Origin of the sequence: Arthrobacter sp. 4R501 (assembly GCF_002929755.1) — a bacterium.
Taxonomy (GTDB): domain Bacteria; phylum Actinomycetota; class Actinomycetes; order Actinomycetales; family Micrococcaceae; genus Arthrobacter.
Window position 1 is genome coordinate 1 of record NZ_PJIW01000011.1, and the last position, 11,857, is coordinate 11,857.

An 11,857-nucleotide genomic window follows, 5' to 3' on the forward strand; every position below is an offset into this window, starting at 1 on the left:
GGCCCCACGGACATTTCCCCGGTGGGCTTCGCCGCCCAGCTGCACGTGGGCCTGGCCATCCACAACTACGGCATCCAAGAATACATGCAGCACTCCGACAAGACCAACGAGGTCTTCGAGCAGTCCATGACCTTCAAGGACGGATACCTGCACCCGGGCGAGAAGCCCGGCATCGGCGTCGAATTCAACGAGGAAGCCGCAGCAGCCTACCCCTACCAGCAGGCCTACCTGCCCTACAACCGCCTGGTAGACGGAACGGTGCACGACTGGTGAGCGCCACTACATCGCCTTCCCCAGCAGGAGGAACTACCGGTCCCCGCGTCATCGTTATGGGCGTCTCCGGCTGCGGCAAGACCACCATCGGTGACCTGGTGGCCCGCGAGCTGGGCATCCAGTTCCTCGACGGCGATTCCCTCCACCCGGTGGAGAACGTCGCCAAGATGGCAGCGGGCACACCGCTGACCGACGAGGACCGCTGGCCGTGGCTCGCCACCGTGGGCTCTGAACTGGCAGCTGCAAAGGGCGGCCTGGTTCTGGCCTGCTCGGCTCTTCGCCGCAGTTACCGCGACGCCATCCACGCCCAGGCGGCCCGGTGGATCTATGACTTAAACACTGTTCGATTCGTAACGAAGTATCCCACTGCCAGTATCTAACGAGTTGTCGATGCAGAGCTGAAGAGGTCACGCGATCCCTGGAGTTCACCAGGTTCACCCCGCACCTTGTGGCTCTGCTTTTGCTATTAGCACCCTGCCGTCAAACTCGCCTGCGGCAAGCCAGACTGCCGACGAATCAGGGTGCCGAGTGCGCGTGTGCTGCTCATGACGGGGTCTTATACTTTTCGAGATCGGGGCCGGACGGAATCACTTGGTCGACGATGCCTCGCCGGGACGCGTTGTCGGCGGTGAGGGTCGTGCCGCGGCGAGAGTCGCCGGCCCCGTCGTAGGCAACTCGCGGCACCGCAAGTCGTGCTAGCCGGTGAATCCCACCCCCGCCGGGAGCCAGCCCGAGGCGCACTTCGGGGAGCCCGATGGCGCGGATATCGCTGCGGGCGAGGCTGTAGCCGGCGAAGAGGGCGAGTTCTAGGCCACCGCCGAGAGCGAACCCGGTGATCAGAGCAAAGCTCGGGACACCGAGCTCGGTGAGCCGACGGAAGGTGCGCCAGCCTTCAGCGCCCATTTCGGCGGCATCTTATGCGGTGCGCGCGGCGGCAAGAGCTGTGAGGTCGGCTCCGTAGGAGATGGTTTTGTATTTGATCCGACTACGGGTTACCCAGGTCAGAAATCTGAGAAAGCTGACTGATGGTAAGTGAGTTGCGGGAATCTCCTTGGTCTCTGGCATGTCGGAACTACGGCATCGCACCCTGGGCTGCTGCTCCAGCAGTTGATGGCTGTGGTGAAGCAAGAATTCGTACCTGTAGTGAAGACCGATCCAGGGGGATGCAATGAGCTCGTCGATATTGATGAGTTGCCGGGTATCTGCTGCTTCCTTTGTGCATTGGATCCGATCCAACAGGCGTGATCGGAGGACTTTCAGCAAGCCATTGATAGCAACGCGGCGTTCGAGCATGGTCGTTTTCTCCTTGGTGCAGCAATGCTGGGCGCAGGAAGACGAGTGAACAGGAAGCACAATCGTGAAATGTCGGCTGGCTCCGTGAACATCCGAAAGGTTTGGTGTTCTGTGTTAAAAGGCGCGGAGGATGTCTTCGACTCGTTGTTTGGCGTCGCCGAAGAGCATTTGGGAGTTGTCGCGGTAGAAGAGGGGGTTTTGGACGCCGGCGTAGCCGGCGGCCATGGAGCGTTTGAACACGACGACGTTCTCGGCTTCCCAGACTTTGAGGACGGGCATCCCGGCGATGGGGCTGGAGGGGTCTTCGGCGGCGGAGGGGTTGACGGTGTCGTTGGCCCCGATGACGAGGACCACGGAGGTGTCGCCGAGGTCGTCGTTGATTTCGTCCATTTCCAGGACGATGTCGTAGGGGACTTTGGCTTCGGCGAGGAGCACGTTCATGTGTCCGGGCAGGCGCCCGGCGACAGGGTGGATGCCGAACCTGACGTTGACGCCGCGTTCGCGGAGTTGGTGCGCGAGTTCAGCGACGGGGTATTGGGCCTGCGCGACGGCCATACCGTAGCCGGGGGTGATGACCACGGACGAGGCGTTGGTCAGCATCTCGGCGGTGGCTTCGGCGGTGATTTCGCGGTGCTCGCCCTGGTCTGTGTCGCCCTTGCTGGTGGGTGCGGCGATGCCGAAGCCGCCGGCGATCACGGAGATGAAGGACCGGTTCATGGCCTTGCACATGATGTAGGACAGGTACGCACCGGAGGAGCCGACCAGGGCGCCGGTGATGATGAGCAGGTCGTTGTTCAGCAGGAACCCCGCGGCCGCGGCGGCCCAGCCGGAGTAGCTGTTGAGCATGGACACGACCACGGGCATGTCGCCGCCGCCGATGGAGGCCACGAGGTGCCAGCCCAGCCCCAAAGCCAGGGCGGTGACGAGGATGAGGAGCCAGAGCTGGGAGTCGTTGACGTACCAGACGGTCAGGGCGGTGAACGCGGCGAGGGCCCCGAGGTTGATGACGTTTTTACCCGGCAGCATCAGCGGTGAGGACTTCATCCGGGCCGAGAGCTTCAGGAACGCAACGATCGAGCCGGTGAACGTCACCGCGCCGATGAACACACCGATGAACACCTCAGCGTGGTGGATCGCTGTCAGATCCGGAGACAGGGCCGGGGCTTCAAGGTGCCCGTTCCAGCCCACCAGCACCGCAGCGAAGCCCACGAAGCTATGCAGCAGCGCAATGAGTTCGGGCATACCCGTCATCTCCACGACGCGGGCTCGCCAGAGCCCGATCGCCCCGCCCACGATCACCGCGGCGATGAGCAGGACCAGGCCGGTGAGTCCGTGCCCGGTACCCCAGGCGCCCTGCAGGGTCAGCCAAACAGTGGCCGCGAGGGCGATGACCATCCCCGTGATGCCATAGATCACCCCTGCCCGGGCTTTCTCGTGTTTGCTCAGCCCGGCGAGGCTGAGGATGAACAGCAGCGCAGCGACAATGTACGCCGCGCCCGCGATGGAGTCGGCGGTCAACGGACCAGAGACAGTGTCAGACACAGTAAAGCTCCTCGTAATAATTCCTGCTGCTTCGGTGATGGCGTTCATGAACGTGCCTTCCCGGCCGAGAACATCGCGAGCATCCGCCGGGTCACGGCGAAGCCGCCGAAGATGTTAATGCTGGCCAGCAGCACGGCGACCGCGGCGAGCACCTGCATAACGGGGTTCTCGGAGGTGACCTGCAGCAGCGCCCCGACGACGATGATCCCCGAGATCGCGTTCGTGACGGACATCAGCGGGGTATGCAGGGCGTGGTGGACCTTCCCGATCACATAGAAGCCGACCACGACCGAAAGCATCAGCACCGTGAAGTGCTGCGGCAACGGCGCCGGCGCCACCGCGTTGACCACAAACAACACCGCGATCCCAGCGGCAAAGAGCCCGGCCTTACCGGCCGCGCTGAGGCCTTGCTTCTTCTTCGGCGCAGTGCTTTCCGAGGCCGGGCCGTGGGCCGTGGCCGCGGGTGCGGCTGAGACCTGGACCGGGGGCGGCGGCCAGGTCTTCTCACCGTCCCGCACCACCGTCACCGAACGCTGCACCACATCGTCGAAATCGATCCTGAGCTGGCCGTCCTTGTCCTTGGTGAGGAGCTTGAGCAGGTTCAGCATGTTCGTCCCGTACAGCTGGGACGCCTGGGCCGGCAACCGGGCCGGCAGATCGGTATAGCCCAGGATCACCACCCCGTTATCCGTGACCACCCGTTCCCCGGCGACCGAACCTACGACGTTGCCGCCCTGCCCGGCGGCCATGTCAACAATCACACTGCCAGCCTTCATGCCCGCAACGTCCTCGGCCGTGAGCAGCTTCGGCGCCGGCCTGCCCGGGATCAGCGCCGTGGTGATGATGATGTCCACATCGGCTGCCTGCTCCGAGTAAATCTCCGCCGCACGGGCGTTGTACGCCTCGGACGTGGCCTTGGCGTACCCGTCGGAGGACTTCATCTCTTCGGCAACCTCGACCTTGAGGTACGTTCCTCCGATGGATTTCACCTGGTCAGCGACCTCGGGCCGCGGGTCCGTCGCCCGCACGATCGCCCCCAGGCTGCTCGCAGCACCAATAGCCGCAAGCCCGGCGACGCCGGCTCCGGCGACCAGGACCTTCGCCGGCGGGACCTTGCCCGCCGCGGTCACCTGACCCGTGAAAAACCGCCCGAATTCATGGGCTGCCTCAATGACAGCCCGGTAGCCGGCAATGTTCGCCATCGAACTGAGCACATCCATCGACTGCGCCCGCGAAATCCGTGGCACTGCATCCAACGCCAGCGCCGTGATCGGCCGCGCCGCCAGCGCCGCCACCAGTTCCGGGCGCAGGCCCGGGCTCAGCGACCCGATCAGCGTCGCACCCTCGGCCAGCCTGCCGATCTCCTCCTCGGTGGGCGGGTTAATCCGCAACACCACCTCACTGCCCCACGCCTCATCGGCCCCAACAATCACGGCACCCGCCTCGGCATACGCCTCATCACGGAACGACGCGGACTCCCCCGCGCCCTTCTCAACCACAACCTCGTAACCCAACCCCAACAACTGCTTCACGGTGGTGGGCGTCGCCGCCACCCGCGTCTCGCGACCTAACTCGGCCACAATGCCAATACGTGTCACGTTTGCTCTCTCTCATCCATCTATCTATCCAGCCCGGACGGGTTCCGCTGTCGGGCAAACCAAATGTTTGTTTGTATTCGTTTGCGACCCCCTGCAGATCTTCTGTTTGGTTTAGGTCATTCATAAAGCAGGGCGACAGAGAACTTTCCGCGGGTGGATCGTCCATATCGTAGTTTTCAGGAGGCAGGCGCTTGATGACTTTCTGAGGGCTACAGGTTTCAGGAAGTTCGAGAGTCCAGACCTAGTTCAGCAGACGCCTTGCCACCTTCCGCAATTGTTAACAGAGACTGCAGTGTCCGTCCGGAACGTAGGTTGTGCTGCCGCCTTATTTCGTTGTCTACCGGTGGCTTCTCTTAGGGCGACCGCGGTCTTTGAGCTCCTGCCGAACACGGCCTGAGCCTAACGCCGACGTGCTGTGTCCGTGTAGCAGCCCGGGGGTTGGTCGCGCTCGGCACTCGTGGAAGCGTAGGTGCCGATGACGGCACTTCCTGAGATGCCGGTGTAGCTCCCGAGCATGGTATTGGGGGCGACGCCTGACACGTAGTTGCCGCCTAACGGGAAGTTCTGGATGGTGGTCACTCTGCGTCCTCCTTCGATTGGATGCTTGGGGCGGAGTTGGTAAACGGGTCTAACGGGGCACAGTGGCGAAGCGAGGTGAAGAAACCAGCGATTCGGCCAGCTCGTCGCTCGCCCAGTTACCCAATCGGCCTGCCGTCGCTGCTTGTGCTGAACCGCATAAACAGGGCTGGAAGCGTGTGCGGCGTTTGGCGTCGCCAGGAGAATCAATGCGCCCTAGCGATGGAAACACTCGACGAGACCACGGCGTAGCCACACGATGCCCTACTCCGCACGGACGTTTTTCCAATGAGGTACCGGGCGGCGCGAGCATGAATTTGGAGATGCTCAACATATCGTCCTCGTTGTCACCAGTGGCGGCTTGAACGCAACCTCGAACTCCGTGAACCTGCTGCAGATTGAACTAGCCGAGTGGGTTGTCCCTGCCCAAGAACCAGGATGTGTACATGCTCCCCGACGACGAGAATCAGAGCTTGGACTTGGACGGCGCACCGATCGGCACCGAGGCGAGTGGCCAGACTTGTGCGGGTTCGGCTAGAAGAGGCGAAAGTTCCGCGTTTAGAGCGGCGTTATCTGCCGTAGCGAGATGCTGCTCCCACAGGGGGCGGCTTGACCAGCGCTCAATCACGACGTACGTATCAGGTCCTTCATGGAGGGCGAACAGTTGACATCCAGGTTCTTCCTGCACGCCTGGCCAGTATTTTCGGCACACGCTGAGTAGTTGTTCTCGCTGGCCGCTGGCGGGGGTGAGGGTGACGACGACGATGAGTTCTTTCACGATTTCCTTCGGGCTTGGGTGGGAGGACCGCTTAGGCGAGGGATGCTCCCCTGCGTAGCCGGTCGACGAAGACGGCCAGGAGGATGACCGCGCCCATGATGATCTGCTGGTAGAACGACTGGACGTTTAGCAGAGTCATTCCGTTTGAGAGCACAGCGATGAAGAGTGCCCCTATGAGCGTTCCGATCAATGACCCCCGGCCGCCCATCAGAGAAGTCCCCCCCAACACAATCGCTGCGATCGCGTTGAGTTCGTAGCCGCTTCCCAGGTCGGGAACGGCGCTTTCGAGGCGGGCTGACACGATAAGTCCTGCGATGCCGGCGCAAAGACCCGAAATTACATACACGATGAAGATGATCCGCCGCACCGGGATGCCGCTCAGACGAGCCGCTTCCGCGTTGCCACCGATCGCGTAAACCTGGCGACCGAAGACCGTACGCTCAAGGAGGAACCAGCCCAGGACGTATACGCCAATCAGGATCCAGGCTGCGATCGGGATACCAAGCAGCTGCCCTTGCCCAATCCAAGAGAAGGGCACATTGTCTGGAACGAGGGTGGTGCCTCCAGTGCCGACGTAGACAAAGCCACGCAGGTAGGTGAGTGCTGCCAGCGTCACAATGAATGCCGGCAGGGCAAACCGCGCAATGAATACGCCGTTGATCGCGCCCATGACCGCGCCGGCGAGAAGTGCGAGAATGACTGCGATGAACCACGGCGCATCGGTGTCGGCCATGACGATAGCCACCATGGCTGTTACGCCAAGTGCCGAACCGACAGAAAGATCTATCCCGCTCGTTAGGATGACGAAGGTGCCCCCCGCAGCCAGGATGGCGATCGCCGCGACCTGACGGACGACTTCGACCAGATTATTGATGCTCCAGAAATACGGGGCGATCAACGCCATAACGATTACGAGTAAAACGAGTGCGGCGCTTATTCCGACGAGTCCGCTTCGCGCGAGAGCGGCGAGGACGCCGTCGGGACGAGAATTGGCTCTATCGAGCACGGGTGAGGGTGAGGACTGAAGCTGATTAATGGCCATGGTACTTGGTCTCCTGATTGTCTACGCTTGGGTCGCTTGGGCGATCCCGAAAGCATGGTTCATGACAGCCTCTTCGGTAAGGCCTTCAGCGTCGAGTTCGGCAACCAGCTGCCCCTCGCGCATAACGTGCACCCGACTACTCAGACCGATCAGCTCCGGCAGCTCCGACGAGATGACGAGGACCGCCACTCCCGCGTGCGTGCACTCATTGATAATTTGATAAATTTCCGCCTTGGCCCCGACATCAACCCCCCTGGTGGGTTCGTCGAGAATCAGGACCCTGGGCTTCGTCTCCAGCCACTTCGCCAACAGAACTTTCTGCTGATTGCCGCCGGAGAGCGTCGTCACCTCCTGCCTGAGCGAGGCCGACTTAATCCCCAACTGTTTCTGTGCTTTGCTGGCCACCCTTTTCACTGCAGACGGCCTTACAACCCCAGCAGATGAAACGTGACCGAGGCTCGCCAGCACGACGTTCGAGGCGATCGACTGGTCAAGAACAAGCCCTTGGGTCTTCCTGCTCTCTGGGACCAGCGCGATCCCGGCGCGGATCGCCGACGCAGGCCCGGACAAGGTGACCGGGGATCCGTCGATTGAAACCGTGCCGGAACTCGACCTGTCAGCACCAAAAACCAGGCGTACGAACTCACTTCGACCCGATCCGATCAAGCCCCCAATACCAACGACCTCGCCGGCCCGCACAACCAGATCAATCGGGCCGATGCCTTTCCCGTCGGTGAGTTGTTCAACTTTAAGGACAACTCGTCCAGGCTCTGGTCGTTTGGCATTGAATAGAGAGTCAATTTTTCGACCCACCATCCTGAGCACGATTACGTCCGGGGTTGCCTTGGCTTTGGGCAGCGTCTCAACGAGCGATCCGTCGCGCATGACGCTGACAGTGTCGGCGATGGCTTCGATCTCCTCCATACGGTGAGTGATATAGATGATGGAGGTGCCGTTTCGACGCAGCTCGTCCACGATGCGCAGCAGGCGCGTTGTCTCTGTGGAAGACAACGCAGACGTCGGCTCATCAAGGATCAGGATCTTCGGTTTCTGCGCGAGTGCCCGGGCAATCTCGATCTGCTGATGATCGGCGACAGTGAGGTCTTCAGCACGGAGAGTGACAGGGAACGTAGCTCCTATGTATGCAAGTTGCGCTCGTGCACTAGCCTTCGTTGCAGCCCGGTCAAGGCCACCAAACCGAGTGCGGTTCTCCTGCCCCATCGCGAGATTGTCCGCGACCGTTAGATTGGGTGCAATCAGGAGTTCCTGATGCACCAGCGTGACACCGGCCCTGCGTGCGGACTTGACATCGAAAGGACCGGCCTGTCCCTCGATTTCGATCGTGCCGTGATCGGGCTGATGAATGCCCGCGAGCAGCTTCGTCAGCGTAGATTTGCCGGCGCCGTTTTCCCCCGCCAGAACGTGCACCTCACCCGAGTGGAAGTCAATGTCGACGTCTTTCACCACAGTCGTTCCACCGAAGGACTTGGTCAGCCCCCGCAGTCGAGCAACCACTTGCGAGGCTCGCGGCTCAGTCATGGTCGCTCAATCCCAAGGCGTGTACTTGGCGACGTTCGAGGCGTCGACAAGTTCGGTCGGAACCAGCAGAAGGGTTTCTTTAGGCTCCTCGCCCTTTGTAATCGAGATACCCAGATCGATTGCCTGGCGCACGAGGGCTGCCGGGTCCTGGGCAGCTGTGGCAGTGATTAATCCCCCGGCAGCGATCACGTCCGTGGCGGAGCTGGCGCCGTCTACCGAAGTTATGACGATCGAGACGCCCTTCTGCTGAGCCGCAAGCTGCACACCGACCGCGCTGGGGTCGTTAATAGCGAAGAAACCGGCGATATCAGGGTTGGCGGTCAGGATGTCGGTTGCGATGGGCAATGCCGAGTCCCGGCTGTTTTCCCCCCGCTGATCCGCCACGATCTCGATGTCGGGATACTTTTCGAGAACGCTCTTACAGCCCTTAACTCGGTCATCAACGGCGGATACCGGTGTGCCGTTGAGGATGGCCACTTTACCCTTTCCGCCGAGCTGGTCAGCCAGTGACTGACACGAGATCTCCCCTGCCTGGGTGTTGTCAGTGGTGATGTTTACGGTGGCGTTCTTGGACTGGTTGTCGACGCCGATGACGGGAATGCCGGCATTGATCGCGCGTTTAACTGCCGGCCCGACACCGTCGGTGTCGGCGGCGTCGATCACGATGAAGCTGACCCCGGCAGTAATGAACTGATCGATCTGGTTCGACTGGGTCTGAACGTCTTCATTGGCAACTTGAGAGAGCACCTCTGCGCCGACCTCCTTGCCGTAACTCTCCGCGGTCTTGGTCTCCTGCTGAAAGAAGGGGTTAGTGCTGTTAGCGACCGTGACGCCGATCTTGAGGGCGTCGTTTCCAGAGGTGCCGGCTGCCGTTGCGCATCCGGTAAGTCCAACCGACCCGACTGCGGCTACGGCCGCCATCATCCCGACATTGGCAATCATAGATTTGCGGATATTTTTCACTGATTTGCTCCTAATTTTGTGCTTGAGTTGCCGCACGACTTCGTGCGACTTGTGCTGAACTGCTGGGGATTACAACCGACTTGATCTGTTCGGAGTCGTGCAGGTTATCGAGTGCGGATTGAAACTGATCGAGTTCCATGACGCTGGTGACGATCCCCTCAGTTGAGATTTGGCCGGACTGCAGCGCGAACAGGGCCCGCCCAATGCAGTTGGACTGGGCGAATGAGCCGCGAATTGTGAGCTCACGGCTGAAGACCTCGTAGGGTCTGACGACTGCCAAGGCATTTTCCCCTGCGAGTCCGTAAACCAGGATGGTCCCGCCATTGCGGGTGAGGCTGATGCCAAGCTCCAGTACGGATGTGGACCCAGTGGCCTCAACCACGGCGTCAAAGCCCTCCGGAGCGATACGCCTCAACTCTTCGGCCGCTCCATCGGGATTTGTGCGATCAATCTGCACGGTGTGGGTCGCGCCGTGGTTAAGTGCGAGTGCGAGCTTGGAAGCGGTAGGGGCGGCGACGGTAACGCGGGCCGCCCCGGCCATTCTCAACAGCTGAGAGAGGATGAGGCCAGTTGGGCCCGCGCCGAAAATGAGCACGTCGGAAGCAGGCTTAAGCGCAAGCACGTCAACGCCGTGAATGGCGCAGGCAGTGGGTTCGGTCAGCACGGCTACTTCGGGGTCGAGCCCACCGGTAGGAAAAATCTTGGACGCACCGGCGACGACGTAGTCCGCGAAGCCGCCCGCCCGGTCGCATCCGAGCGAGCCAAACCTGCTGCAGTAGCCCGGTTGCCCTCGCTTGCACGGCGGGCAATCGCCGCAGAAGACGGTGGGATCAACGACTACCTGGGTGCCGACCGCCGGGCCAGACGCGCCGTCGCCGTAAGCCACAACCTCTGCCACGATCTCATGGCCCGGAATGAGCGGGAACTTTGCGATGAACCCGCCGTGAAGGAGGTGTTCATCAGTGCCGCATACTCCAACCAGAATGGGCCGGAGAAGCACCTCGCCCCGTGCGGGCAGCGGGGTGGAAGTCTGCTCAAGGCTCCACGAAGACCCTTCGTCGAACACCACAGCCCTCATCGTTACAGGCAGAGACGCAGTTGACATTGTTCGCTCCTTCGCGAAAATAACCAAAAACCAAACTTATCGCTAGACGGACCGTATGTCCACAGCATGAGCTTAAGTTGGAATTATTTACCATAAGAATACGTGCGAAAAGAAATAACTTCCAGTACTCTTTGAAAAAGGGTAGCCCTTGCGGCCGCTGGTGTCGGATGTTCTACTGTACTATCAGATGGACTATTTGTCCGCAGGGTAATAATACCCTAATGGAGAAGGTGGAGCGGTGAACGTATACCTCGGCGAGGAAGCGGCGTTGATCGCTTCTGGTTTCAGCTTCCTGGAGAGCCCCCGCTGGCATGCGGATGCACTATACGCCTCAGATTTCTACTCCGAAAAAGTCCTGCGATTCAATATAGACGGCAGCCACGAGACCGTTTGTTCTGTTCCGGGCCGCCCCTCCGGATTGGGTTTTTCCCCAGACGGCTCACTGTTGGTCATTTCGATGCTTAACCGCGCGATCATGCGTTGGGACGGCCGAAGACTGTTAACGCACGCCAGCTTTTGTCACCTGATCAGCGGCTATGCCAACGACATGCTGGTGACCCCAGAAGGTTGGGCGCTGGTTGGAAGCTTCGGCAATTCAGACGCCAATCCAGACTCGCTTCAGACGACGGGCCTAGTCCGGGTTTCGCCCGAGGGGTTAGCCGACGTCGTAACACCGGGCCTTGTGTTCCCTAACGGGATTGTGTTCACGCCATCCCACGACAAGATCATCGTGGCCGAGACTTTCGCGGCCCGTCTATCTGCATTCGACTACTCCGTGGACGCCGACGGTCGCCCGCTGCTGGGCGCAGGCCACACTTGGAAGCAGTTCGGCGAGGCTCCAGGCTACCTCGACATCGCAAGGGCCACGAAGGAACTTGAGGTGCTTCCCGATGGCCTTGCGGTTGATACAGACGGTTCGGTCTGGGTCGCCTCCGCCAACTCGCATGCTGCCCTCAGGGTCTCATCCGAGGGTGAGATTGTTGAGTCGATCGACGTCGGTGACCTCAGTGTGTACTCGCTAGCTCTCGGGGGCCGCGACGGGAGAACTCTCTATATGTGCTGCAGCCCCACCTTGGGCACTGGCGATCCCAGAAATACGAATGAATCCGTCCTCATGGCCGCGCGGGTCAACGCGCCGGCAGCTTGAT

The 11,857-nt window shown here is 61.1% G+C and carries 13 protein-coding genes; 3 read left to right on the forward strand and 10 right to left on the reverse strand.

What is annotated here, in order from left to right; all coding sequences use genetic code 11:
• Together CXR02_RS12175 and CXR02_RS22925 are read left to right on the forward strand one after the other, a co-directional pair.
• Positions 1-273, forward strand: a 273-nt coding sequence (locus CXR02_RS12175) for an enolase C-terminal domain-like protein (protein WP_308470684.1), incomplete at its 5' end; no start/stop codon positions are given.
• Positions 270-653 (forward strand): gluconokinase, encoded by a 384-nt coding sequence (locus CXR02_RS22925; RefSeq protein ID WP_258060929.1) that lies wholly within the window; start codon positions 270-272, stop codon positions 651-653. The genes CXR02_RS12175 and CXR02_RS22925, both read left to right, overlap by 4 nt.
• Before the next feature lie 163 nt (positions 654-816).
• Here CXR02_RS22925 and CXR02_RS12185 read toward each other — a convergent pair whose 3' ends face one another.
• From CXR02_RS12185 to CXR02_RS12230, 10 genes are all read right to left on the reverse strand, one after another.
• Positions 817-1,176 (reverse strand): enoyl-CoA hydratase/isomerase family protein, encoded by a 360-nt coding sequence (locus CXR02_RS12185; protein ID WP_104062237.1) that lies wholly within the window; start codon positions 1,174-1,176, stop codon positions 817-819.
• Between the two features lie 12 nt (positions 1,177-1,188).
• A complete protein-coding gene (locus tag CXR02_RS12190) occupies positions 1,189-1,566 on the reverse strand; it encodes a hypothetical protein (RefSeq protein ID WP_104062238.1) in 378 nt (125 codons plus the stop codon).
• Between the two features lie 114 nt (positions 1,567-1,680).
• Positions 1,681-3,156, reverse strand: coding sequence for a Re/Si-specific NAD(P)(+) transhydrogenase subunit beta (gene pntB / locus CXR02_RS12195; protein ID WP_258060930.1), 1,476 nt, complete (start codon positions 3,154-3,156; stop codon positions 1,681-1,683).
• Positions 3,153-4,706 carry a Re/Si-specific NAD(P)(+) transhydrogenase subunit alpha gene (locus CXR02_RS12200; protein ID WP_104062240.1) on the reverse strand — a complete coding sequence of 518 codons (1,554 nt, stop codon included), beginning with the start codon at positions 4,704-4,706 and terminating at the stop codon, positions 3,153-3,155. Before CXR02_RS12200 ends, pntB begins: the two co-directional genes overlap by 4 nt.
• A gap of 399 nt (positions 4,707-5,105) precedes the next feature.
• Positions 5,106-5,285, reverse strand: a complete 180-nt coding sequence (locus CXR02_RS12205) for a hypothetical protein (protein ID WP_104062241.1) — start codon at positions 5,283-5,285, stop codon at positions 5,106-5,108.
• A gap of 463 nt (positions 5,286-5,748) precedes the next feature.
• Positions 5,749-6,060, reverse strand: coding sequence for a putative quinol monooxygenase (locus CXR02_RS12210; RefSeq protein WP_181037208.1), 312 nt, complete (start codon positions 6,058-6,060; stop codon positions 5,749-5,751).
• A 31-nt stretch (positions 6,061-6,091) separates the two neighbouring features.
• Positions 6,092-7,102: an ABC transporter permease gene (locus CXR02_RS12215; protein ID WP_104062243.1), complete on the reverse strand. Its 1,011-nt coding sequence runs from the start codon at positions 7,100-7,102 to the stop codon at positions 6,092-6,094.
• A gap of 21 nt (positions 7,103-7,123) precedes the next feature.
• Positions 7,124-8,641 carry a sugar ABC transporter ATP-binding protein gene (locus CXR02_RS12220; protein WP_104062244.1) on the reverse strand — a complete coding sequence of 506 codons (1,518 nt, stop codon included), beginning with the start codon at positions 8,639-8,641 and terminating at the stop codon, positions 7,124-7,126.
• 6 nt (positions 8,642-8,647) lie between these two features.
• Positions 8,648-9,604, reverse strand: coding sequence for a substrate-binding domain-containing protein (locus CXR02_RS12225; protein WP_146072521.1), 957 nt, complete (start codon positions 9,602-9,604; stop codon positions 8,648-8,650).
• 10 nt (positions 9,605-9,614) lie between these two features.
• A complete protein-coding gene (locus tag CXR02_RS12230; protein ID WP_181037209.1) occupies positions 9,615-10,673 on the reverse strand; it encodes a zinc-dependent alcohol dehydrogenase family protein in 1,059 nt (352 codons plus the stop codon).
• A 274-nt stretch (positions 10,674-10,947) separates the two neighbouring features.
• Here CXR02_RS12230 and CXR02_RS12235 point away from each other — a divergent pair, with 274 nt between their 5' ends.
• The gene (locus CXR02_RS12235; protein WP_104062247.1) at positions 10,948-11,856 is read left to right on the forward strand and encodes an SMP-30/gluconolactonase/LRE family protein; all 909 of its coding nucleotides are present in this window, start codon (positions 10,948-10,950) and stop codon (positions 11,854-11,856) included.
• Position 11,857 lies beyond the last annotated feature (1 nt).